The organism is Ruegeria sp. BC6 (assembly GCF_056539185.1).
Map to the genome: position 1 here is coordinate 182862 of NZ_JBQFUM010000002.1, position 23461 is coordinate 206322.

Here is a 23461-nt window from a genome sequence, read left to right on the forward strand (position 1 = left end):
GGTCCGCAAGGCTGAAACCGTCATTCCCGTGTCGTTGTTACGTTTCGCTGGGATGTGCGCGCAGAAACAGGACGAATCCGGCCAGCATCAGCAGCAATGCCAACAGGAACGGGGCCCCTGGAAGGTAGAATGCTGCATCAACGCGCGCGAATTGGGCGAAAACGGTGGTCATCACCAACGGGGAGATCACCATCGACAGCGCGTGGAGCGCGGCCAGAACCCCCTGAAGCTCTCCCTGCTGCGAATCCGGGGTTGCACGTGACATCTGTGCCTGAAGGGCCGGCGTCACGACGGCGCCCAGTGCGGTGATCGGAATCAGCATCAACGCAATCGTGCCGTTTGTGAGAAAACCCAGGGCCAGAAAGCTGACGATCTCGAAGATCATGCCCCAAACGATCGTGGTCCGCTCTCCCAAGTGGCGGGTGGCGGGGCGGATCAAGCCGCCCTGAACCGCCGCCATGCCCAATCCGTAGACCGCGAGTGACAACCCGATCATCTGCGGTGACCAACCGAAACGCTCGGTCGTGAAGTATGACCAGATGGCGGGATAGACGTAGATCGATACCGAGTACAAAAAGTATACCCACAGCAACGGTCGGATGCCGGGCAGGGCGGCGATGGCCCGCAATGCGCTGTCAGGACGCGCGCGGTGCCAGCGGAATCTGCGGCGGTTTTTGTCCGTTACCGTCTCAGGCATGACCGCGAGGCCCAGCAGGAAGTTCGCAAATGACAATCCGGCAGCCGCCCAGAATGGGGCGCGGGTTCCGTATTCGCTCAGCAATCCTCCCATCAAAGGGCCGAGGACAAAACCTACACCAAAAGCCGCTCCGATGAGACCGAAATTGGCGGCCTTTTCATGAGGTTTCGAAACGTCCGCCATGAAGGCCGCTGCGGTAGAGTGGGTGGCCGCGGTGATGCCACCCACGATGCGGCCGATCAGCAGCAGCCAGATGCTGCCGGCCAAGGCCATGACCACGTAGTCCAAGCTCATGACAAACAGGGAAACCAGCAGGACCGCGCGGCGTCCGTAAGCATCCGACAGGTTGCCCAGCACCGGACCGAACAGGAATTGCATCGCAGCAAAGGCAGTGCTGAGGATCCCACCCCAGATGGCTGCCGATGCCAGAGAGCCGCCCTGAACCTCGACGATCAGCTGAGGCATGATCGGCATGACCAGTCCGATGCCCATGGCATCGATCATGACAGTGCCGAGAACGAACAGAAAAGGAAGACGCATGAAACCGCACGAATGACTTATTTTGCAGGACCTTAGTCGCCCGCCTGTCGTGTTGTAACCCGGTCTTTTGTGATCGAGGCGAAATTCTCGACTGACGGCACGTCAGCCTTGGCCGGGCCGGATCTCAGACGCGGGTGGCGATTTCGTTCAGGTGTCGAGCCAGATCCGCGGGATGCGAGAAGAATGGAGAATGGGAACTGTCGATCGTCAGGCGCAATTCGGGCGGCGCGCAATGGCTCATCTCTTCCTGGTACTCAGTTGGAATCGTCCGGTCATCCATGGTGCGGACATAGGCCTTGGGAATTCCGTCAAAACGATCGCTCAGGTCCAACGGCGTGTCCTGCGGGCGGTTGGCCTGCGGGCACAGGCGGGCCAGGGCATAGGTGACAACGTCGGCCGGACAGTCGTGATAGAAGAGAGATTGCACCCGATCCGGCAACACGCTGTAGGACAGTCCGTCTGCCGATTTCTCGACCGCATCGCCAATCAGCTGTCTTGGTGCACGCCGGCGCATTTCTATCATCGACAGCCCGGAGACCGGCACGTAGGCGCAGACATAGATCAGGGCTCGCATCCGATCTGAGGCGAATTCGGCGGCCGCACTGATCGGGTAGCCGCCCCAGGAATGGCCGACAAGAATCGTTTGCGGGGTCGTGGCATTCAACACCGCATCTCGACACGTCTCGAGCGTGACCTCGGATACTGGGGTCGGGTCCGATCCATGACTGGGCAGGTCGATCGCCCGGACCGAATGCCCCAGATTCTCAAGTTCCGGTATCAGATCGCGCCAGCACCATGCGCCGTGGCAAGACCCGTGAACAAGAAGAAATTCCGCCACCGTGACCTCCTTCAGATATGTCCGGTTTCTCGCAGAAAAGCGTTCAGCAGCTCGGCGTAGACCTCGGGCCGCTCGACGCAGGGCAGGTGCCCGGCCTTGCGGATCAGCTCGAACCGGGAGCCGGGGATCAGGTCGACGGTTTCGCGCACCAGATCGGGAGGGGTCGAGCCATCTTCCGAGCCCGCAATTCCCAGCGTCGGCAGTCTGAGCCCGCTGGTTGGCGTATAGAAATCCGTGCCCGAGATGGCGGAGCAGCAGCCCAGATACCCCTGCACCGGTTGGCGTACCATCATATTGCGCCATAGCTCGACATCGGGGGTTTCCCGAAATGCTTTCGAAAACCAGCGCTCCATGGTTGCGTCGGCCAGCGCCTCGATCCCACCTGCACGAACGGCGGCCATCCGATCGGCCCACATGGCGGGCGTCCCGATTTTGGCGGCCGTGTTGGACAGGACCATCGCCCGGATCTGATCCATCCGCTTGACGGCCAGCCCCTGCGCGATCATTCCGCCGATCGACAGGCCGACGAAGACGCAATCCCGCACCTCGAGAAAGTCCAGGAGCCGCTCGGCATCGCGCACCAGACTTCCCATCGAATAGGGACCATCCGGTTGCGAGGACAGGCCGTGCCCCCGCTTGTCATAGCGGATGATGCGCAGACCTTTGGGGAGCAGAGGCAGCACGGGGTCCCACAAGCGCATGTCGGTGCCCAACGAATTGGCAAAGACCAGAGGTGGACCATCCGGGTCACCGTCCAAGCGATAGTGAATCTGAACATCTCCGAAATCAGCGATGTGCATCTGGTCAGCCTTTTTTGCTGCGATCATTCCGACAGTTTACGCCGCGATTTATTGCATCTGTCCTAACCCGTTGTCAGGTAAGGAATTCCAACGCGCGGGCAAAGACCTGCGGATCGACATTCCCGCCCGATGCCACGACGATAACGGCGTCGCCCTGGATCTCGTCCTTGCGGAACAACGCCGACGCCAACGAGACTGCCCCACCCGGTTCCAGAACGACCTTGAGGCGCAGGAACGCCAAGGCCATGGCGCGGAGAGCCTCGTCTTCGGATACCGCCAATCCCGGTCCGCAGAGGCGACGGAGGATCGGGAAGGTGATATCACCGGGCCGCGGTGTCAGGATCGCGTCGCAGATATTGCCTGCGGCTGCGTTGTTGGTCTGAACGGACCCTGAGGCCAAGGATCTTTTGACATCGTCGAATCCTTCGGGCTCGCAGGGGCGCGCCTTGAGACCTGGCGCGTGTTTTTCCAGGGCAAGTGCCACGCCTGAGGTCAATCCACCGCCACCACAGCATACCAAAACATCGGCATCGGTCACACCGAGATCGTGCGCCTGCCGCGCCACCTCGAGGCCGACGGTGCCCTGACCGGCGATCACCTGCGGTTCGTCATACGGGCGGATCAACGTAAGACCGCGCTCCCGGGACAACGCCTCGCCGATCTCTTCTCGGCTTTCATTGGCGCGATCATAAAGGATGACCTCGGCGCCCAAAGCTCGGGTGTTTTTGATTTTCAGAGCCGGTGCGTCGGACGGCATGATGATGACGGACTGAACACCATGAAGTGTAGCGGCATGTGCCACGCCCTGCGCGTGGTTGCCTGATGAATACGCGATGACCCCGCGTTTGCGAGCCTCGGCATCCAGGGCGGAAATCGCAGACCACGCGCCGCGAAACTTGAAGCTTCCGGTGTGTTGAAGACACTCGGGCTTGACCAGAACGCGCCGCCCAGCAAGTTCGTCCAGAAACGGCGACGTCAGGATCGGGGTTTCGCGCGCGTGCCCTTGCAGGCGCACGGCAGCGGCTTCGATCAGGTCAATTGTGCTCATATCAAATCCAGTACTTTGCGAATGACGGTAATGGACTGCGGTTCGTCCAGAAATGGAACATGGCCCCGTTCGGGCACTTCGGCCGAAATCAACCCCGCATGACGCTGGTGCATCTCTGCAAGGGTCTCGGCGCTCAGCAAGTCCGAGTTCGCTCCACGGATCACTCCGGTGGGAAGCGGGTTCAGGGCTTCGAACAATGGCCACAAATCAGCGGGCGGGCCCGCTGCAATCTGTTCTTGCAACGCGGTTCTCAATGCGGGGTCATAGCGCAACCGTAGGCCGGTGCCGGTTTCTTCGTACTGGAATGCGGCCTGCTTTCTCCAGGTTTCAATCGATACGCCCGGAAACTGCGGGTCCATTGCCTGTTTCAGCGCAAAAGCGGCCTGTTCCAGCGTTGTTGCGGCAGGAGCCTTGCCGACATAATCCATGATGCGCCCGATGGCCGACGGTTCGATTACGGGGCCCACATCATTCAAAATGACGGCACTCAGACGTTCGGGGCGAATTGCGGCGAGGGTCATGGCAATCAACCCGCCACGCGAGGTGCCAAGGATGCTGGCCCGATTGAGCTTCAGATGATCCAACAACTCGATCACGTCCTGTGCCTCGCGCGGAACGGTATAGTTGCGATAATCCGGATCAAAATCCGAGTCTCCGCGCCCCCGATAGTCCATCGTAATGACACGCAGTCCGTTGGCGTACGGCGTGAAGAAGGAAAAATCCCGGCTGTTTCTGGTCAGGCCGGCAAGGCACAGCAGCGGCTTGCCGCTGCCTGTATCTTCGTAGGTCAGGCGCAGACCGTCAGACGTCGTGAATTGTGGCATCAAACGCCTGCCAGTTCCGGAATCGAGGTCAGGTCGGACAGGACATGCGCCGGGGTCCACGGCAAGCGGTCCATCGGCTCGCCGGCGCGGTTGACCCAGGCCGTAACGAACCCGTACCCGCTGGCTCCGGCGGCGTCCCAACCATTCGAGCTGACGAACAGAACGTTCGATCGTTCGCACCCGAAACGGTCGCACACAAGATCATAGACCCGGGCATGCGGTTTGAAGACGCCGACGCTTTCGACTGACAGTATGTCGTCCAATACGCCGCCGATACCCGCAGATCTGACCGCGCCTTCCAGCATGGGCGGCGATCCGTTTGACAGGATTGCGGTCTGCATCCCGCCATCCTTGAGCGCCTTCAGCATGGCCGGAACCTCGGGATAGGCCTGCAGTTCCCAATACAGGTCCAGCAGTCTCTGCCGCAGCGCTGGGTCCCCCTGCAGGCCTGTCGCCTCGAGCGCCCAGTCCAGGCCATCCTGCGTTACGTCCCAGAAATCGGCATGTGCGTCCGCCACAGCACGCAGCCACGTGTATTGCAGCTGTTTCAACCGCCAGTGGTTGGCCAGTTCAGGCCACTTGTCACGCAGCGCATCCTGGCCCGGTTCGGCGGCCGCCTGACGCGCGGCTGCGGCCACGTCGAAAAGGGTTCCGTACGCATCGAAAACGCAGGTTGTGATCGCCATCTGCCTCTCCCCATCTTCCGGGGCAGGTTGGCACAGGCCATGCGCGGGTTAAAGCGTAAAAGGGTTTACATTGCCGGGTCAGTCTCTAGGTTGGACCGCTCATTCCAAACTCAGGTCGGAGACAGTCATGACCGCGATCAAACAAGGCGACACGGTTCGCATTCACTACACTGGAACTTTGCGGGACGGCAACGTTTTTGACAGCTCGGAAGGACGCGATCCGCTTGAGTTCGCCGTGGGGTCCGGCCAGATCATTCCCGGTCTGGACGCCGCACTGCCGGGCATGGAAATTGGCGAGAAAAAACGTGTCGAAGTGGATTGCCAGGACGCTTATGGGCCGATCAATCCCGCGATGCGCCAGGACGTCCCGCGCGAAGGCATCCCGGACGACATCCCGCTGGACCCCGGCACCCAGCTGCAGATGCAGACCCCCGATGGTCAGGCGCTGCCTGTGACGGTGGTGGACGCCAACGAAGAAACCGTGACCCTGGACGCAAATCACCCGTTGGCGGGCCAGGATCTGATCTTCGACATCGAGGTCGTTTCGATCAACTGATCAGCGCGCGTTCAGCCGCCCAACAATGACCCAACCGCCTCGCGAAGCTGCGGTTGGGTATAGAAGATCCACAATACCAACAATGTCGTCAGGGTCAGCAGCAGCCCACGCGCGCGGCTGCTGAGCACTCCGGTCTTGCGACGAGAGTGAGATGCACGCGAATTGGTCGCGATTATCCAGTCTAGTTTGCTCATGTGATATCCCTGCCGCGGAAGTTTGGTAAAATCTTGGCAACGACAGGGAAAGATCGCGTCACATGAAGTCGGGCTGAGGCATTCCCAAGATGTGGAAACCGCCGTCTACGCGAATGATTTCACCGGTGGTGCAGGCCCCTGCGTCTGATGCAAGATAAACGGCCGTGCCGCCAACCGCTTCGAGCGTAGCATTCGATCGCAGCGGGGCGTTCTGGTCGCAGAACTTGTAGGTCTTGCGAGCCCCCCCGATGGCCGCGCCGGCCAGGGTTTTCATAGGTCCGGGCGAGATGGCGTTGACCCGGATCCCGTCGGGGCCCAGATCATTCGCTAGATAGCGCGTCGCCGATTCTAGAGCAGCCTTTGCAACTCCCATGACATTGTAGTTCGGCACGACCTTGTTCGAACCCTGATAGGTCAGGGTGAGCAGCGTCCCGCCGTTTTCCTTCATCATCGGATAGGCGCGACGGGCCACTTCGATGAATGAATAGGCCGAGACATCCAGCGAGTGCTTGAAATTCGCCCGCGTGGTGTTCAGGAACCGCCCGGTCAGCTCGGTCTTGTCCGAGTAGGCGATGGCATGGACGAGGAAATCAATCGTTGGCCAACGGGCGGCCAGTTCGTCGAAGGCCCGGTCCAGCGATGCGTCATCGGTCACGTCCGCATCGACCATGAAGTCGCTGCCCAAGCTCTGTGCAAGAGGTTCCAGCCGTTTTCCGAAAGCCTCGCCCTGGTAGGTGAATGCCAGTTCAGCGCCTGCCTCGTGCATGGCCTTGGCAATGCCCCAGGCGATCGACCGATCATTGGCGACGCCCATGATCAGCCCGCGCTTACCCTTCATAGAATCCGACATCATAATCACCCGTTATACTTGGACAGAATCATGGAACCGTTGGTGCCACCAAAGCCGAAGCTGTTGGTCATGACACTGTCCAAACCTGCGTTTTCAACAACCTCAGTTGCAATTTCGCCGGGCTGGATGCCTTCGGCCAGCGTGTCGACATTGATCGACGGCGCAATGAAATCATGCTGCAGCATCAAGAGGCAGAAAATCGCCTCGAGCGCGCCGGCAGCACCCTGAGCGTGGCCGGTCATCGACTTGGTCGAGGAGATCGGCGGCACATTGCCCTCGCCGAAAATCCGGCGGACGGCTTCGACTTCGCCCACATCTCCGACCGGTGTCGAGGTCCCGTGCGCGTTGATGTAGCCGACCTTGCGGCCTTCGGGCAGGGTGGACAAGGCCAAGCGCATTGCGCGCTCTCCGCCTTCTCCCGAGGGCGCGACCATGTCGTGCCCGTCCGAGGTTGCGGCATAGCCCGTCACCTCGGCATAGATCTTCGCGCCCCGGGCCAGAGCATGTTCCAGCTCTTCCAGAACGACGATGCCGCCGCCGCCCGAAATCACGAACCCGTCGCGGTTCTGATCAAACGCGCGCGAGGCTTTTTCGGGCGTGTCGTTGTATTTCGAGGACATCGCGCCCATCGCATCGAACAGGCAGGACAGGGTCCAGTCCAGTTCTTCGCCGCCACCGGCGAACATTACGTCCTGTTTGCCCAGCATGATCTGCTCGGCCGCGTTTCCGATGCAATGCAGCGACGTCGAACAGGCCGAGGTGATCGAGTAGTTGATACCCTTGATCTTGAACGCGGTCGCCAAGTTGGCCGAGATCGTCGAGCACATGCATTTCGGAACGGCAAACGGTCCGATGCGCTTGGTTGCGCCGGTTTTCAGAACGGTCTGGTGTGCGGTCAGCATGGCGCTGGTGGACGGTCCGCCGGACCCGGCAACAAGACCGGTACGCGGATTGACGACCTGATCTTCGCTCAGCCACGCGTCAGCGATTGCCTGGCTCATTGCGATATGGGCATACGCGGCGCCTGGTCCCATGAACCGCAAAGTGCGCTTGTCGACCTGTTCCGACACATCGATCTTGAGCGTCCCTGCAACCTGGCTGCGGAAGCCGTGCTCGACCATCTGCTCGCTGGCCTCGATGCCGGACTTACCCGCCTTGAGCGAGGCCAGAACCTCTTCGGCATTGTTCCCAATGGAAGAGACAACCCCCAACCCGGTGACGACGACGCGACGCATTTGCGTTCTCCTGTGTTCCATTCCCTGTTGACTGTCAGTCAGCTGGGGTCAGCTTTCCGACAATGCAACTTTCATGTCCTTGACCTGATAGATGACTTCGCCATCCGCTTCGACCCGGCCATCCGCCACACCCATGGTCAGGCGGCGGGTCTGGACTGCCTTGGTGAAGTCCACGTAATAGGTCAGCATCTTGCGGTCGGGGCGCACCATGCCTGTCAGTTTCACTTCGCCCACACCCAGCGCATAGCCGCGACCCTGCCAGCCACGCCAGCCGAGGTTGAAACCGGTCAATTGCCACAGTCCGTCAAGACCCAGACAACCCGGCATGATCGGGTTTCCGGGAAAGTGGCAATCGAAGAACCAAAGGTCCGGTGTGATGTCGAATTCCGCCACGACATGCCCCTTGCCGTGCGCGCCGCCGTCGCCTGAAATGTCGGTGATGCGGTCCATCATCAGCATCGGGGGAGCCGGAAGCTGAGCATTTCCGGGGCCGAAGAGTTCGCCGCGGGCGCATTTCAGCAGGTCGTCCTTGTCAAAGCTGCTTGGGAATTGGGCCATTCTGCCGCGTCTCCTGCCAGGGGTCTGTTTATTCAATCTGGCCTCGTCTATCACCCGTTTGCAAGGTCCTGCAAGACCACCCGAACACATCCGGCCCGCCGGAGCCGTTGGTTGCGAATGAATTTCATTTGAAATTGGTGGTGGTCGGCACTTATATATTGGGGCAGGGGAAATTGGGTAATGGTTTCATGACAGCTCAAAGCCGGGACATCGCTACGAACTGGTTGGTTGACGCCGGGCTGCGCCCGACGCGCCAACGTGTTGCCTTGGCCGAATTGCTGGTGGGCGATGGCCGCCACCGACATGTCACCGCCGAAAGCCTGTTCGAGTCGGCCAAGAACAAGGGCGACGCCGTTTCCCTTGCTACGGTCTACAATACCCTGCGTGCCTTCTGCGATGCCGGCGTTCTGCAGGAAATCACCGTGGACGGCTCAAAAAGCTATTTCGACACCAACACCCATGACCACCCGCATTTCTTCTGGGAGGACGAGGGCCGCCTGAGCGATGCGCCGTCCGACCAACTGGTTATCCAGCGACTGCCCGAAGCACCGGCCGGGGTCGAGATCGCGTCGGTGGACGTTGTCATCCGGCTGCGCAAAAAGCGCTGATCACAGTTTCCCAAGCGACCTAACCAGAGCCTGTTCAGCAGCGGCGACTGTCGTGTCCGCAGGGCCGGTGCCGTGACGAGCCAGAATCACGGCCTCGGTTGCATCGGGGTCGATGATCGGCAGGCTCAGCAGCGGCATCCGATCATAGCTGCGGCCGTTTTGCGGGCTGGCATAGCTGATGCCCACCCCTTCACCATGGGCCGCAAGACTGCGTTGGATCTCGAGCGATTCCGCGCGGTAGGACACGCTGGGGTGCAGTCCATGACGTCGGAACAGACCCAGGACATGCTGCGCTGACAGACCTTCTTTGGACAGGATGAGCGGGTATTGCTCAAGCTCGGCAAGCAAAACGCTGCCTTGCCCGGCCAGAGGGTGCGCGGGACTGACCAGCGCGTTTGGCGTACTGTCCAGCAGCTTGTGGCGTGAGAAACCGGCATCGAGGCCCAAATCATAGGTGAGCGCCAGATCGAAGCGGCCGTCGGTCAATCCGCCGATCAAGCCTTCGAAAGTGTCTACCCCGTGGGTCAGAACGATATCGGGAAGAGTGTCCCTGATCGTCTGCATTGCCCGCGCCAGCAGGAACGGCGCAAGATCCACAAAGCAGCCCAACTTCAAACGGCTTGTTCCGGCAACCGGGGCTTCCGCCTCTTCGATCTGGGCAGCGCTCGTCAGCAAGGCTTCGGCCTTGTCGATGAACTTGCGCCCCTGAGGCGTCAGCGACATTGCCGCGCCGCGTCGGCGCGAGAACAGCGGATGGCCCAGGTGTTCTTCGACCCGGGTCAGCGCGTTTGAAAGCGCAGGTTGCGAAACGTTCAGGTGCTGTGCCGCGGCGGACAGGCTTCCATGTCGCCCTATGGCGCAAACATAATCGTACTGGCGCAACGTGATATATAACATGGAGTTAATGCTTATTTTGAAAGATATGATTTGAACAGGGGTGCCGGACATGTGCAAATCGGCCTCAGCAAATGACGGAGACCGACATGCCACACCCTCTTGTTTCCCCGGAGATGATCGAAACTTATCGCAATGACGGGGTTGTTCTGGTCAAGGGACTGTTCGCCGATCACGTCGATGCCTTGCGGGAAGGGGTGGCACGCAACATGGCTGATCCCGGGCCATATGCGTCGGAAAACAAGAAAGAAGGCGAAACCGGCCGTTTCTTTGACGACTACTGCAACTGGTCTCGTATCCCCGAGTTTCGGCAGGTCATTCAAGCCTCTCCGGTTGCCGAGGTCGCTGCCGACCTGATGGAGTCCCGTTCGGTCCAGATGTTCCACGACCACGTTCTGGTCAAGGAACCCGGCACCTCGATGGCCACGCCGTGGCATCAGGATGGACCCTATTACTTTGTGGAAGGGTGTAAGACGATAAGCTTCTGGTCGCCGCTCGACCCGGTGACGCAGGCGACTCTGCGGTGCGTGGCCGGGTCGCATCTGTGGGAAAAGGAAGTGTTGCCGACGCGCTGGGTTTCGGAAGAGGGTTTCTTTCCTGACGAGGGCCAGTACATCGCGGTGCCAGACCCCGAGGCCGAAGGGATGCGGATCGTTGAGTTCGACATGGAACCCGGCGATGCGGTCGCCTTCAACTTTCGAACCCTGCACGGTGCCCGAGGGAACCAGTCCGACAGCCGGCGCCGCGCCTTCTCGCTGCGGCTGGTCGGGGATGACGCCCGGTATGTCGAGCGTCCGGGCCGGACGTCGCCGCCGTTTCCGGGGCATGACATGCGGGCTGGGCAACGACTGCGCGAGGACTGGTTCCCGGTCCTGCTCAATCGCTGAGCCGTTCCGGCCCCCTCAGAACCACTGGCCGGGTTCCATCAGGCCAAGGTCCAGCAACTGGTGCGAGTTCCATTGGAAAGGAACCGAGGACGGGCAGCGGAAACTGGGAATATCAAAGGTCGATCCCGCATTGCTTTTCAGCGCTTTGGCGGCGCGGAAGGAACAGATGGCGGCCGTCAGGTTGTGATGCCAGGGACAGGCATAGGTGTTGTACTCGGGCTCGTTAAAGGTGTGATCGGGTTGGAGGGTCAGACCCTTGCAGCTTTTGAACAGCGCGATCCGGTCGATCCGGCGCCGTTCGTACGGGATGTGATCCTCAAACCGCCAACGCAGGCCACCGGACATGTCCAACTGACGCTCCAGCGGTTGTCCCGATCGGTCGTGCCGGGAATGAGCATAATATCCAGTACTGTCCAGCATCGCATGATCCGGGGCCACACCGTTGGGATAGGCGGACAGGTCGTCGGCGTAGATGTCGATCACGTGGCAGAGCATCGCGTCGCGCCGCTCCTCGGCGTGAAAGGCCAGCATCTCGCCGACCGTGCGCGTTTCGCAGAACGGAAAGAACAGGTATTCCGAGTTGTAGCAGTAGTACAGCCAGATGTTTGGCGCCGCCTGAATGACGCGATTTATGGTGTCGAACACCACGTTTCTGGGCGAGCAGCGCATCGTGACCCGGTGCACCCGGTCCAGGATTTCAGGCAGGATCGAAAACTGGGCCGGTGCAAATACGATCACGGATTTGAACCCCAAGTCCAAGTGATGGCGCAAGGTCCCATCAAGCTCGACATCGTCTTCGGCAAAAACCAATGCGACCGGCCCCTTGGTCAACGCTGCCCGGCCCGATTTCAGAAAGTGGTCGAGGGATTCGTATTTCATTGCCCGCGTGTAGCCTGCCTTGCTGGAAATATCCGTCAAATTCGGGTAATTGCGCCAGCATTGCAAGCGGCGTTCGATGGGTATAGACGACGCCGGTCCAGCGAACGCAAAAGGCCCAGCCCATGTCCGAACCGAAAAAGCTGTATATCAAGACCTATGGCTGTCAGATGAACGTCTATGACAGCGAACGCATGTCCGAGGCGTTGGGCGGGCAGGGCTATGTGGAAACGCAGTCGCCCGAAGATGCGGACATGATCCTGCTGAACACCTGTCACATCCGCGAAAAGGCGGCCGAGAAGGTGTATTCCGAACTGGGCCGCTTCAAGGGATTGAAGGCCGAAAAACCCGATCTGAAGATCGGCGTGGCCGGTTGTGTGGCGCAGGCCGAGGGCGAAGAGATCATGCGCCGGCAGCCGCTGGTCGATCTCGTCGTCGGCCCGCAAAGCTACCACCGCCTGCCCGAGTTGGAGGCCAAGGCGCGTGCGGGCGAAAAGGCGCTGGATACCGATTTCCCCGAAGAAGACAAGTTCGAGAAGCTCAAGAACCGTCCCAAGGCCAAACGCGGCCCGACGGCGTTTCTGACCGTGCAGGAGGGTTGTGACAAGTTCTGCGCCTTCTGCGTCGTGCCCTATACCCGCGGGGCCGAGGTCAGCCGCCCCGCCGATCGCATCCTGCGCGAGGCGCGGAATCTGGTCGAGCGCGGGGTGCGCGAGATCACGCTGCTGGGCCAGAACGTCAACGCCTATCACGGTGCCGGACCCGATGGCGACATGACTTTGGCCGGGCTGATCTGGGAATTGAACAAGATCGACGGGCTGGAGCGCATCCGGTTCACCACCTCGCATCCCAACGACATGACCGACGACCTGATCGAGGCGCACGGCACCTGCGAAAAGCTCATGCCCTATCTGCACCTGCCGGTGCAGTCGGGGTCGGACAAGATCCTCAAGCGGATGAACCGCAGCCACACCGCCGAAAGCTATCTGCGTCTGATCGAGCGGATCCGGGAAGCGCGCCCCGATATCCTGATGTCGGGCGATTTCATCGTGGGCTTCCCCGAAGAAACCGAAGAGGATTTCCAGGCCACGTTGGATCTGGTCGAGCAGGTCCGCTACGGCTATGCATATTCGTTCAAGTATTCGACCCGGCCGGGCACGCCTGCGGCCGAGCGTCCGCAGGTCGACCCGCAGGAAGCTGACGACCGTCTGCAACGCTTGCAGGCTCTGATCACCCGGCACCAGCGCGAGGTCCAGGATGCGATGGTTGGTCGGACAGTCCGGGTTCTGTTTGAGAAACCCGGGCGTCTGGCCGGACAGATGGTGGGCAAGTCCGAGTACCTGCATGCCGTCCACGTTTCCGGAGCCGATCTTTCGGCGGGAGATCTTCGCAACGTCCGGATCACGGCCTCAGGGGCCAATTCACTGGCCGGCGAGGTGCTGTGACAGGGCCGCGGTTCACCGCTCACGCAACACTCGTGGCGTTTGTTTCCAAAATTTACCCTTGATTTATCGCTTGGAACTATGGTCGGAGAATAGCCAGAATTCTCGGGGCCGTGTTTCAGGTGGCCTTCGGGCTTTACATCGGCGGGGCTTCCGGTCGCCCGGGCACCGCAATGGAGGGTACGAGTGACACGTCAGGCAGGTATTCGACAAACAGGGGCGGGCCGTGTTCTGGCCGGCCTATTGCTGGCCGCCAGCGCAGGTATTCCCACTCATGCGGGGGATTTGGACGGCGCCGTTTCCGATCCGGTCGTGTTGGGGCCGGAGCGTTATTCCAAAGACGTCAGCGCCTTCTATCTGGGGTTCAGCGCCGGGTATGGATCGGGCGGAACAGACCAGTTCGGGCTGGCCACCAATGCGGGCACCTTTCCCATCGGCAAACTTGACCTGAGCGGTGCCTACGGCGGGATACGGGGCGGTTGGCGCGGTGTTCTGCCTGCCCGTGGCGGGCGCGATTACGTCTACGGGTTCGAGATCGGTTACGATTTCGCTTCGCTGGATGACAGTGTCACCACGCAGATAGGCAACACGACCGTTCAGGGAGGTTCCGAGATATCGGATGTGCTGTCGCTGCGGTTCAAGAACGGGCTGACCAACCCCAGCGGTTCGGTTCTGTATTTCGTTACCGTCGGGTTCGTTCAGGGTGAAATCGAAACGACCAACAGCCTGTCCAGCGGCGGCACCACTCAGTCTTTCGCAAGCGATGACCGACGCAACGGATTCGTTGCCAGCATCGGGGCCGAGCATCAGTTGAACGACAATTGGTCCGTCACCGGCGAATTCGAATATGTGCAGTTCCAGTCGAAGGTCGTCGATTTTGGCTCGGGGTTCTCGACCAAATCCACGCCCAGCTACCAGGGGATTCGCGTCGGGTTGAACTACAAGTTCTGATCCCAAGGGCGGATTCCGGCCTGAGATTTCATTGCGCCGGGCCGTGAATTCCTTTCCGCCTGACCGATTTGCGATCAGTTGCTCAGATTTTTGAATCTGTGGCTTGCGCCGACCGACTCTTGTTGTCTACGCTTGGGGTGACAACGCCAAGACAGGAGAACGGATTGGCCATCGGTGCCCTTACCCCACCGCAAGATGAAATGCCCGCGAACGAGGCGTTTGTTGAATTCCCTGACAACCGATTGTTGATTGATCTTTGCGGCGAATACGACCGCAATCTGGCCGAGATCGAGCGGAAACTGTCCGTTCAGATCGTGCGACGCGGCAACCAACTGGTCGTCATGGGCGAAGACGAGCTTCAGAAGCAGGCGATCGAGGTTTTGCAGGCCCTCTACACCCGGCTGGAAGGCGGGCGCGACGTCGAAGCTGCCGACGTTGATCGCGAATTGCGGATGGGCAATTCCGAAGCCGGAACCGGCTCGCGTGATGGCGACCAGCTTGAAATGTTCAAGGGTGGAACTGTCGAAATCAAGACCCGCAAAAAGCTGGTCGAACCCCGTACTGACGCGCAAAAAGCTTATGTGCAGTCGCTGTTCAACAACGAACTCGCCTTTGGCATCGGCCCGGCGGGAACGGGCAAGACCTACCTTGCCGTGGCCGTGGGTGTGTCGATGTTCATCGGCGGACATGTGGATCGAATCATCCTCAGCCGCCCAGCCGTCGAAGCCGGCGAAAAGCTGGGTTACCTGCCCGGAGACATGAAAGACAAGGTCGATCCGTATATGCAGCCGCTGTACGACGCGTTGAATGACTTTCTGCCTGGCAAGCAACTGGCCAAGCTGATCGAGGAAAAGCGGATCGAAATCGCCCCGCTGGCGTTCATGCGCGGGCGGACACTGGCCAATGCCTTCGTTGTATTGGACGAGGCCCAGAACGCCACGACGATGCAGATGAAGATGTTCCTGACGCGCTTGGGCGAGGGTAGCCGGATGGTGATCACCGGCGACCGGTCGCAGGTGGATCTGCCGCGCGGCGTGGCTTCGGGGCTTGCGGATGCCGAGCGGCTGCTGAAGACGATCCCGAATATCAGCTTCAACTACTTCACATCCAAGGACGTGGTGCGCCATCCGCTTGTCGCGGCAATCATCGAGGCGTATGAGGCCGACTCGGGCCGGGAAACGGGTTGAACCGTCGGGCCCGGGCAAATCGGCCTCGGAGCGTCACGAGATGAACTTGGAAATCACGATCGAAGACCCGCGCTGGCAGGGTCTTGAGCCGTTGGCGCGCAGGGCCGTGGCCGCGACGCTGGCGCATTGCGGTGTGGATGCCGATTTGTGCGAAGTCAGCGTTCTGGGCTGCGACGACGCCCGGATTGCCGAGTTGAACGCTGAATTTCGTGAAAAACCTGCGCCGACGAATGTGCTGAGCTGGCCCGCCGAGGACCTTGCTGCGGATCAGCCCGGCGGCACACCGCTTGTGCCCCAGCCGGATTTCACGGGTGACATCGCGCTTGGTGACATCGCGATTTCGTATGACACTTGCTGGCGCGAGGCTCAGGAGGCCGGGAAATCCATGGATGACCACGTGACCCATTTGCTGGTTCACGGAGTGTTGCATTTACTGGGGTATGATCACATTCGTGACCTTGACGCCACTTTGATGGAACGTGCCGAGGTCGAGATACTTGGCAAATTGGGTATTGATGACCCATATAATGGGTAATGTGGGCCTTGGTGCCCGATCTATTGGAACAGGAAAATGGGCGATATTGACGGCAGTTCTGGAGCGGCGCAGAGCGCGCACTCGCAGAGCAGCGATGAAACCAAAGAGAAAAGCGGGCTTTTCTCTCGTATTCTTGATGCTTTTTCTTCCGCCGAGGATGACGCCGAAGTCGTCGTGAACGGGAATGAGGCCGTGACCCCTCAGCCACGCGGCATGATCAATCTGCGGCGCATGCGGGTCGAGGATGTGGCAATTCCTTCCGCCGATATTGTGTCAGTGCCTTCGACCATCACCAAAGAGGAACTGGCCCAGGTCTTCCGGGATAGCGGTCTGTCCCGAATACCGGTCTACGAGGGGACGCTGGACACGCCGCTGGGCTTTGTTCACCTCAAGGATTTTGCCCTGACGCATGGGTTCAACGGTGGGTCGGCGGAATTCGATCTGATCTCGATGCTCCGCCCGCTGCTGTTCGTTCCACCTTCGATGCCGATCGGTGTTTTGCTGACCAAGATGCAGACCGAGCGTCGCCACATGGCGTTGGTGATCGATGAATATGGTGGCGTCGACGGGCTTGTCACGATCGAAGATCTGATCGAACAGGTCGTCGGAGAAATCGCCGATGAGCATGACGCCGACGAAAATCAGCTGTGGGTGCAAGAAAAGCCCGGGTGCTATATCGTTCAGGCCAAGGCGCCGCTTGAGGATTTCGAGGCCGAAATCGGCCGGTCGCTGACCAGCCACGAGGATGTGGACGAGGAAGAGATCGAGACCCTGGGCGGGCTGGTCTTCATGCTTTCTGGGCGGGTTCCAGCTCGCGGCGAGGTGGTTTTGCACCCCGAAGGCCCCGAGTTCGAGGTTATCGACGCGGATCCGCGGCGCATCAAGCGCCTGCGGGTGATGCTGCCGGATATGGCTGCATGAATCCTGCCTTGCGGTGGCCGCATTGGCTGCGCGTGGTACTGGCCGCGATACTCGGCGCGTTGGCGGCCTTTGGCTTGGCGCCGTATGGCTATTGGATAATCACCTGCATTGCGCTTGCATCCGTCGCGCCGTTGTTTCTGGCCAGTGCCACGCGCGCTCGCGCGGCATGGGTGGGCTGGGCTTTCGCAACCGGTTACTTCGCCAATGCCCTGAGCTGGATCATCGAGCCCTTTCAGATCGACGCTGAGCGTTATGCCTGGATGGCCCCTTTTGCGCTTGTGTTCATGGCTGCTGGCTTGGCCTTGTTCTGGGCGTTTGCTTTTTGGCTCGCGCGCGGAACCCGAGAGGTGGGGCCGCGGAAGGTCATCGTTCTGGCCCTGACCCTGTCGCTGGTTGAAATGGCGCGCGGCTACGTTCTGACCGGGTTTCCTTGGGCGGGAATGGCACAGATTTGGGTGGATGCCCCGGCCGGGCAACTCTTGGCATGGGTTGGTCCATATGGCCTTGGGGCCGCGACCTTTTTGCTTGCCCTGCCGTTGGGCGCTGCCGTCGCCGGTCCTCGCAACGGCAAGGCGATTCTTTGGCCCGTAGTGGCAGTTGTCATCTTTGCCGGTTTGGCGCTGGTTCAAGCCAGCAACCGCCCGAGGTTTGCAGAGACCGGTCATAGTGTTCGTCTGGTCCAGCCCAACGCGCCGCAAGAGCAGAAATGGGACCCGTCTTTTGCCCCGCTGTTTTTTGCTCGACAGATTGAATTCACTGCCGCCGATCCGCGTCCGGACCTGATCGTATGGCCCGAGACGTCGGTTCCGGCGTGGCTGGGCAGTGCGGGTCCCTATCTGGAAGCGATTGCCGAGGCTGCTCAGGGAACGCCCGTCATCCTCGGTATCCAACGCGGAGACGGGCCGCGCATCTACAACTCAATGATCTATCTCGACGAGCAGGGGCGTCAGACCGGCCTGTACGACAAGCATCATCTGGTGCCCTTCGGCGAGTATGTTCCCCTTGGCGATCTGATGGACAGGTTCGGAATACACGGTATGGCCGCGACCACGGGAAGTGGCTTCAGCGCCGGGCCCGGAGCGGCGATGCTGAACGCCGGCAAGCTGGGTCTGGCGCTGCCGCTGATCTGCTACGAGGCGATCTTTCCGCAGGATGTTTCGGCGGCGCCGCGGCGTCCGGATTTCCTTCTGCAGATAACCAATGATGCCTGGTTCGGGACCCGTACAGGACCATTCCAGCATCTGGCGCAGGCAAGGATGCGGGCCATCGAACAGGGTCTGCCGCTGGCGCGGTCGGCAAATACCGGTGTTTCGGCGATGGTCGATCCCTATGGCAACGTAATCGCCTCCCTGCCTTTGGGACAGGCGGGTTTCGTGGATGCTCATCTTCCGGCGCCATTGCCTCCGACACTGTATGCGCGAACCGGCGACGGGCCGACGCTTGGGCTATTGTTGGTGCTTCTGCTGCTGTTTGGGCGCAACGTTCGGTTTGGCAGGGCATAATTACCGATTGACCCCCTGTTTCTTCGGGCGTATCCCGTCGAATGCCTGTCACAACGGCTTCCTGGCGTGACGGGGAAATCTTAATGGAGCGCTTTCATGTCCCGACAGAACTACATTTTCACTTCGGAATCCGTTTCCGAAGGGCATCCCGACAAGGTGTGCGACCGAATTTCAGATGCGGTCCTGGATGCCTTTCTGAACGAAGAGCCCGAAGCGCGCGTTGCGTGCGAAACCTTTGCCACCACCGATCGGGTGGTCATCGGCGGCGAGGTCGGTCTGTCGGATCACGAAAAACTGCACGACTACATGGGCAAGATCGAAGAGATTGCCCGCGCTTGCATCAAGGACATCGGTTACGAGCAGGACAAGTTTCACCACGAAACGGTCGAGGTGACGAATCTGCTGCACGAGCAGTCCGCGCACATCGCCCAAGGTGTCGATGCGTCTGCTGACAAGGATGAAGGCGCCGGTGACCAGGGCATCATGTTTGGATATGCCACTACCGAAACCCCAGCCCTGATGCCGGCTCCGATCCAATATGCACACGCCATCCTGCGCCGCCTGGCTGAGGTGCGCAAGAGCGGGTCCGAGCCCGCTCTGGGTCCCGATGCCAAATCGCAGCTGTCGGTGATCTACCGTGACGGGCGGCCAGTCGGTGTCAGTTCGGTCGTGCTGTCCACCCAGCATCTGGATGAGGCGCTGACCTCGGACGATATTCGCCAGATCGTCGAGCCCTACATCCGCGAATCTCTGCCCGATGGCTGGCTGAGCGACCAGACGGAATGGCATGTGAACCCTACCGGCAAGTTCGTCATCGGCGGCCCGGACGGGGATGCTGGTCTGACCGGGCGCAAGATCATCGTCGACACATATGGCGGTGCGGCTCCGCATGGGGGCGGGGCGTTTTCAGGCAAGGACCCGACCAAGGTCGACCGGTCGGCGGCCTATGCGGCGCGGTATCTGGCGAAGAACGTCGTGGCCGCCGGCATGGCCGAGCGTTGCACGATCCAGCTGAGCTATGCGATCGGCGTTTCCAAGCCGCTTTCGATCTACGCTGACACCCACGGCACCGGACAGGTTGCCGACGCCGAGATCGAGAAGGCGGTCGGACAGGTGATGGACCTGACCCCGCGCGGCATCCGCGAACATCTGCAACTGAACAAGCCGATCTACCAGCGCACGGCGGCCTATGGGCATTTCGGGCGCGAGCCGGATGCGGACGGCGGCTTCAGCTGGGAGCGGACCGATCTGGTTGAGGCCTTGAAAAAGGCTGTCTGAGCCAGCACCGGGAAATCAAACACGGCAAGGCGCGTCCGATGTGGCGCGCCTTTTTCGTTTCGAAGGTCGCCCCTCCGGCACAGCCCTCCCCTTGCAACGCAAACCCCACCGCAGTAAGGGCACCGGCATGAGCACCCAGTCACCCGAACGCCCCCGCAGAAACTTCTATGGCCGCTTCAAGGGCAAGACCCTGAAGCCCAGCCAAAAGACCTATCTGTCCGAGGACCTGGCCGCCCTGTCGCCGGGCGCGGTGGATTGGGACAGCAACCCCGACCGCACCCCGATCGACCTGGACGCGCTGTTCGGCGGCAAGCCGGTATGGCTTGAGGTCGGGTTCGGCGGTGGTGAGCATCTGGTGCATCAGGCGCAGCAGAACTCCGATATCGGCATCATAGGGGCCGAGCCGTTCATCAACGGCGTGGCCATGCTATTGGGCAAGATCCGCCGGGCCGAAGTGACCAACCTGGCGGTACATCCCGGCGATGTGCGCGACCTGTTCGACGTGCTGCCCGATGCTAGCATTTCGCGCGCGTTTCTGCTCTACCCCGATCCGTGGCCCAAAAAGCGGCACCACCGCCGCCGCTTCGTGACCTCCGAGCACCTGGAGCCGCTGGCCCGTGTGCTGAAACCCGGCACGATTTTCCGCGTGGCGACCGACATCCCGGACTACGTCCGCCAGACGCTCGAGGAGGTGCCCCGCGCCGGTTTCGAATGGCTGGCCGAGGGGCCGGAGGATTGGCGCCAGCCGTGGGACGACTGGATTTCCACCCGCTACGAGCAGAAGGCCCTGCGTGAAGGCCGCACGCCGCACTACCTGACCTTCCGCCGCAACGGGTGATTGCGGCTGGACGCTGCGGCGCCAATTCGCTAATCGGCAGGGGCACTGATTGCGCAAAAGGAGCCCTCATGTCCGGACACGGCACGCCCATCCCGATGACCTCGTATCCCTGCGGCCCGCTGACCGGCACGGCCGAAGTGCCGGGCGACAAGTCGATTTCGCACCGCTCTCTGATCCTTGGGGCGATGGCCGTGGGCGAGACCCGGATCTCGGGCCTGCTGGAAGGCGAAGACGTTCTGGACACCGCCAAGGCGATGCGCGCCTTCGGGGCCGAGGTGATCTCGCACGGGAATGGCGAATGGACGGTGCACGGCGTCGGCGTGGGCGGTTTTGCCGAGCCGGATCATGTGATCGACTGCGGCAACTCGGGCACGGGCGTGCGCCTGATCATGGGCGCGATGGCGACCAGCGCGATCAGCGCGACCTTCACCGGCGACGCCAGCCTGAACAAACGCCCGATGGCGCGGGTGACCGATCCGTTGGCCCTGTTCGGGGCACAGGCCGTGGGCCGCTCGGGCGGGCGCCTGCCCATGACCATCGTCGGCGCGGCCGATCCGGTGCCGGTGTGGTACGAAGTGCCGGTGCCCTCGGCCCAGGTGAAATCCGCCGTTCTGCTGGCCGGCCTGAACGCGCCCGGCAAGACCGTGGTGATCGAGAAGGAAGCCACCCGTGACCATTCGGAACGAATGCTGGCCGGGTTCGGCGCCGAAATCACTGTCGAGGACACCGACGAAGGCCGGGTCATCACCCTGACCGGCCGGCCTGAGTTGAAACCGCAGGTGATCGCCGTGCCGCGCGATCCCTCCAGCGCGGCCTTCCCGGTCTGCGCGGCGCTGATCGCGCCGGGATCGGACGTTCTGGTGCCGGGCATCGGCCTGAACCCCACGCGCGCCGGCCTGTTCACGACGCTGCGCGAGATGGGCGCCGATCTGACCTATGAGAATATGCGCGAGGAAGGCGGCGAGCCGGTCGCCGACCTGCGCGCGCGTTACTCGCCCGACATGAAGGGCATCGACGTCCCGCCCGAACGCGCGGCTTCGATGATCGACGAATATCCGGTGCTGTCGGTGGTTGCGGCCAACGCCACCGGTAAGACGATGATGGGCGGCGTCAAGGAACTGCGCGTCAAGGAAAGCGACCGCATCGACGCCATGGCGCGTGGCTTGCGGGCCAACGGCGTCACGGTTGACGAGGGCGATGACTGGTGGTCGGTCGACGGGCTGGGCATCGGCGGCGTTCCCGGCGGCGGCACCTGCGAAAGCTTTCTGGACCATCGCATCGCCATGTCGTTCATGGTGATGGGCATGGGCGCGCAACAGGCGGTCTCGGTCGATGACGGCAGCCCCATCGCGACCTCGTTCCCGATCTTCGAGCCGCTGATGAAGGGCCTTGGCGCCAAGGTCGAACGCACATGAGCTTTACCGTCGCCATCGACGGCCCGGCCGCTGCGGGCAAAGGCACGATCTCCAAGGCCGTGGCTGCGCATTTCGGGCTGGCGCATCTGGATACGGGGCTGCTCTATCGCGCGGTCGGCCGACGCACGTTGGACGGCACCGACCCGGTCGAGGCGGCGCGGTCCCTCACGGCCGAGGAGTTGGAGCAGGGCGACCTGCGGACCGCCGAGATCGCACAGGCGGCGTCGAAAGTGGCGGTGATCCCCGAGGTGCGCGCAGCTCTGGTCGATTTCCAGCGCAGCTTTGCCCGGCGGGCCGGCGGCGCGGTGCTGGACGGGCGGGACATCGGCACGGTGATCTGCCCCGAGGCCGAGGTGAAGCTGTTCGTCACCGCCAGCCCCGAAGTGCGCGCCGAGCGACGCTATCTGGAACTGGCAGACAAAAGCGCGGATGTAACCCGCGCGCAGGTTCTGGCCGATGTCCGCGAGCGCGACGCGCGGGACGCCGAGCGCAGCACGGCCCCGATGAAACCGGCCGACGATGCCGTAATTCTGGACACTTCGAACCTGAGCATCGAGGCCGCGCTGGAAAAGGCGGTCGCGGTTATTCAAGGAAAGCTGCCCGCGGCAAGGTGAGACCGCGGACAGCGCTTGGCGACAGTCCGATTACAGTTCGCCGACCGCAATCGACTTGATATTCGCCCACTGGTCATCCGCGGTCTTGGCGGTGCCGGACACGTCTTCGAGGAACTTGGCGCGAGTTGCCGCGTTCAGAAACAGGTACAGCTTGCCACCGGCCAGCAGGTATTGATCCGGATCGCCATCGAACTTCTTGCCTACGGAAACACCGTACGAGCAGAAGCCGCCGTGCTGCGGCAGGTATGCCTCGGGATTGGCCTCGAATGCTTCGCGGTTCTCAGCCGAAGTGAAGTAGTAGGACGCGCCATCATAGGTGGCCGAATGCGTGGCGAACCCTTCGACCGGGTTGCCGTCGGTGACCAGCGCCACCAAATCGACCCCGTGAGCAGCCAGCGGCGCACCACCGGCCGAGATCCCGTTCGAGACATTGATCTCATCCGCCGCAATAGCCGGTGCGGCGATCATCGGCAAGACGGCGACAAGGGCGCTGAGTACAACAGATTTCATTATGTGTTCCTTTCGTGTTCAGTTGTGGCCGGCACGCGCGCCGACCCGTGCTGAACAGATAAATGCGGGCGTGCGGACGCGTAATCGCAGGGCGAACGGAAAACCTTGCAGATCGTTCGCACTTGCCGAGAGCCAGCCAAACCGGCTCACCAAGCTGTGTTTGGCCAGTTGATCAGT

Annotated in this window: 26 protein-coding genes and 1 riboswitch; of the genes, 13 read left to right on the plus strand and 13 right to left on the minus strand. The window is 61.4% G+C overall.

Features of this window, described 5'->3' with window-relative positions:
• Window positions 1-37 precede the first annotated feature (37 nt).
• The 6 genes from ACR0MM_RS08315 to ACR0MM_RS08340 form a co-directional block, all read right to left on the minus strand.
• Window positions 38-1237, minus strand: a complete 1200-nt coding sequence (locus ACR0MM_RS08315) for a TCR/Tet family MFS transporter (protein WP_480695562.1) — start codon at window positions 1235-1237, stop codon at window positions 38-40.
• A 124-nt stretch (window positions 1238-1361) separates the two neighbouring features.
• Window positions 1362-2075, minus strand: coding sequence for an alpha/beta fold hydrolase (locus tag ACR0MM_RS08320; RefSeq protein ID WP_480695564.1), 714 nt, complete (start codon window positions 2073-2075; stop codon window positions 1362-1364).
• Between the two features lie 11 nt (window positions 2076-2086).
• The gene (pcaD, locus tag ACR0MM_RS08325; protein ID WP_170365203.1) at window positions 2087-2875 is read right to left on the minus strand and encodes a 3-oxoadipate enol-lactonase; all 789 of its coding nucleotides are present in this window, start codon (window positions 2873-2875) and stop codon (window positions 2087-2089) included.
• Between the two features lie 73 nt (window positions 2876-2948).
• Complete coding sequence (locus tag ACR0MM_RS08330; protein WP_480695566.1) at window positions 2949-3923, minus strand: threonine ammonia-lyase; 975 nt, start codon at window positions 3921-3923, stop codon at window positions 2949-2951.
• A complete protein-coding gene (locus tag ACR0MM_RS08335) occupies window positions 3920-4747 on the minus strand; it encodes an alpha/beta fold hydrolase (RefSeq protein ID WP_480695568.1) in 828 nt (275 codons plus the stop codon). The genes ACR0MM_RS08330 and ACR0MM_RS08335 overlap by 4 nt, the downstream gene beginning before the upstream one ends.
• Window positions 4747-5433 carry a haloacid dehalogenase type II gene (locus tag ACR0MM_RS08340; RefSeq protein WP_170339856.1) on the minus strand — a complete coding sequence of 229 codons (687 nt, stop codon included), beginning with the start codon at window positions 5431-5433 and terminating at the stop codon, window positions 4747-4749. Before ACR0MM_RS08340 ends, ACR0MM_RS08335 begins: the two co-directional genes overlap by 1 nt.
• Before the next feature lie 127 nt (window positions 5434-5560).
• Between ACR0MM_RS08340 and ACR0MM_RS08345 the strand changes: the two genes are divergently transcribed.
• The gene (locus ACR0MM_RS08345) at window positions 5561-5989 is read left to right on the plus strand and encodes an FKBP-type peptidyl-prolyl cis-trans isomerase (protein WP_170339858.1); all 429 of its coding nucleotides are present in this window, start codon (window positions 5561-5563) and stop codon (window positions 5987-5989) included.
• 11 nt (window positions 5990-6000) lie between these two features.
• Here ACR0MM_RS08345 and ACR0MM_RS08350 read toward each other — a convergent pair whose 3' ends face one another.
• Genes ACR0MM_RS08350 through fabA form a run of 4 tightly spaced genes read right to left on the minus strand, consistent with a single transcriptional unit; the run spans window position 6001 to window position 8826 of the window.
• Window positions 6001-6183: a hypothetical protein gene (locus tag ACR0MM_RS08350; protein WP_480695569.1), complete on the minus strand. Its 183-nt coding sequence runs from the start codon at window positions 6181-6183 to the stop codon at window positions 6001-6003.
• Window positions 6184-6241: 58 nt separating this feature from the next.
• Window positions 6242-7033 (minus strand): enoyl-ACP reductase FabI, encoded by a 792-nt coding sequence (locus ACR0MM_RS08355; protein ID WP_093965010.1) that lies wholly within the window; start codon window positions 7031-7033, stop codon window positions 6242-6244.
• Window positions 7034-7038: 5 nt separating this feature from the next.
• Window positions 7039-8268, minus strand: coding sequence for a beta-ketoacyl-ACP synthase I (fabB, locus tag ACR0MM_RS08360; protein WP_480695571.1), 1230 nt, complete (start codon window positions 8266-8268; stop codon window positions 7039-7041).
• Between the two features lie 48 nt (window positions 8269-8316).
• Window positions 8317-8826: a bifunctional 3-hydroxydecanoyl-ACP dehydratase/trans-2-decenoyl-ACP isomerase gene (gene fabA / locus ACR0MM_RS08365; protein WP_093964585.1), complete on the minus strand. Its 510-nt coding sequence runs from the start codon at window positions 8824-8826 to the stop codon at window positions 8317-8319.
• A 188-nt stretch (window positions 8827-9014) separates the two neighbouring features.
• Here fabA and irrA point away from each other — a divergent pair, with 188 nt between their 5' ends.
• A complete protein-coding gene (gene irrA, locus ACR0MM_RS08370) occupies window positions 9015-9434 on the plus strand; it encodes an iron response transcriptional regulator IrrA (protein WP_170364932.1) in 420 nt (139 codons plus the stop codon).
• Here the strand turns inward: irrA and ACR0MM_RS08375 are convergent, their stop codons facing one another.
• Window positions 9435-10331, minus strand: a complete 897-nt coding sequence (locus tag ACR0MM_RS08375; protein ID WP_480695573.1) for a LysR family transcriptional regulator — start codon at window positions 10329-10331, stop codon at window positions 9435-9437. It lies immediately after the preceding gene.
• Between the two features lie 86 nt (window positions 10332-10417).
• Between ACR0MM_RS08375 and ACR0MM_RS08380 the strand changes: the two genes are divergently transcribed.
• Window positions 10418-11215 (plus strand): phytanoyl-CoA dioxygenase family protein, encoded by a 798-nt coding sequence (locus tag ACR0MM_RS08380; RefSeq protein ID WP_480695575.1) that lies wholly within the window; start codon window positions 10418-10420, stop codon window positions 11213-11215.
• Window positions 11216-11230: 15 nt separating this feature from the next.
• On the opposite strand, the gene ACR0MM_RS08385 is transcribed toward ACR0MM_RS08380, so the two are convergent.
• The gene (locus ACR0MM_RS08385; RefSeq protein WP_170369744.1) at window positions 11231-12094 is read right to left on the minus strand and encodes a glycosyltransferase family 2 protein; all 864 of its coding nucleotides are present in this window, start codon (window positions 12092-12094) and stop codon (window positions 11231-11233) included.
• A gap of 122 nt (window positions 12095-12216) precedes the next feature.
• Here ACR0MM_RS08385 and miaB point away from each other — a divergent pair, with 122 nt between their 5' ends.
• The 10 genes from miaB to cmk all read left to right on the plus strand — a co-directional run bounded on the left by miaB (window position 12217) and on the right by cmk (window position 22774).
• Window positions 12217-13536, plus strand: coding sequence for a tRNA (N6-isopentenyl adenosine(37)-C2)-methylthiotransferase MiaB (miaB, locus tag ACR0MM_RS08390; protein ID WP_480695577.1), 1320 nt, complete (start codon window positions 12217-12219; stop codon window positions 13534-13536).
• A gap of 183 nt (window positions 13537-13719) precedes the next feature.
• The gene (locus tag ACR0MM_RS08395; protein WP_480695579.1) at window positions 13720-14484 is read left to right on the plus strand and encodes an outer membrane protein; all 765 of its coding nucleotides are present in this window, start codon (window positions 13720-13722) and stop codon (window positions 14482-14484) included.
• Between the two features lie 164 nt (window positions 14485-14648).
• Window positions 14649-15671, plus strand: a complete 1023-nt coding sequence (locus tag ACR0MM_RS08400; RefSeq protein ID WP_093964591.1) for a PhoH family protein — start codon at window positions 14649-14651, stop codon at window positions 15669-15671.
• A 40-nt stretch (window positions 15672-15711) separates the two neighbouring features.
• Entirely contained in the window at window positions 15712-16206 is a 495-nt protein-coding gene (ybeY, locus tag ACR0MM_RS08405; RefSeq protein WP_170390860.1) for an rRNA maturation RNase YbeY, read from the plus strand.
• A gap of 36 nt (window positions 16207-16242) precedes the next feature.
• Entirely contained in the window at window positions 16243-17127 is an 885-nt protein-coding gene (locus ACR0MM_RS08410; RefSeq protein WP_170357079.1) for a hemolysin family protein, read from the plus strand.
• Window positions 17124-18629, plus strand: a complete 1506-nt coding sequence (gene lnt, locus ACR0MM_RS08415) for an apolipoprotein N-acyltransferase (protein ID WP_480695581.1) — start codon at window positions 17124-17126, stop codon at window positions 18627-18629. Before ACR0MM_RS08410 ends, lnt begins: the two co-directional genes overlap by 4 nt.
• 42 nt (window positions 18630-18671) lie before the next feature.
• Window positions 18672-18720: riboswitch (SAM-SAH riboswitch) on the plus strand.
• A 5-nt stretch (window positions 18721-18725) separates the two neighbouring features.
• Window positions 18726-19907 carry a methionine adenosyltransferase gene (metK, locus tag ACR0MM_RS08420; protein ID WP_480695583.1) on the plus strand — a complete coding sequence of 394 codons (1182 nt, stop codon included), beginning with the start codon at window positions 18726-18728 and terminating at the stop codon, window positions 19905-19907.
• A gap of 127 nt (window positions 19908-20034) precedes the next feature.
• On the plus strand, window positions 20035-20745 hold the full coding sequence (gene trmB / locus ACR0MM_RS08425; RefSeq protein ID WP_480695585.1) for a tRNA (guanine(46)-N(7))-methyltransferase TrmB: 711 nt from the start codon (window positions 20035-20037) through the stop codon (window positions 20743-20745).
• Window positions 20746-20813: 68 nt separating this feature from the next.
• Complete coding sequence (gene aroA / locus ACR0MM_RS08430) at window positions 20814-22160, plus strand: 3-phosphoshikimate 1-carboxyvinyltransferase (RefSeq protein ID WP_480695587.1); 1347 nt, start codon at window positions 20814-20816, stop codon at window positions 22158-22160.
• Window positions 22157-22774, plus strand: coding sequence for a (d)CMP kinase (gene cmk, locus ACR0MM_RS08435; protein WP_480636638.1), 618 nt, complete (start codon window positions 22157-22159; stop codon window positions 22772-22774). Before aroA ends, cmk begins: the two co-directional genes overlap by 4 nt.
• Window positions 22775-22804: 30 nt before the next feature.
• Here the strand turns inward: cmk and ACR0MM_RS08440 are convergent, their stop codons facing one another.
• A complete protein-coding gene (locus tag ACR0MM_RS08440) occupies window positions 22805-23284 on the minus strand; it encodes a YHS domain-containing (seleno)protein (RefSeq protein WP_480695589.1) in 480 nt (159 codons plus the stop codon).
• Between the last annotated feature and the right edge of the window lie 177 nt (window positions 23285-23461).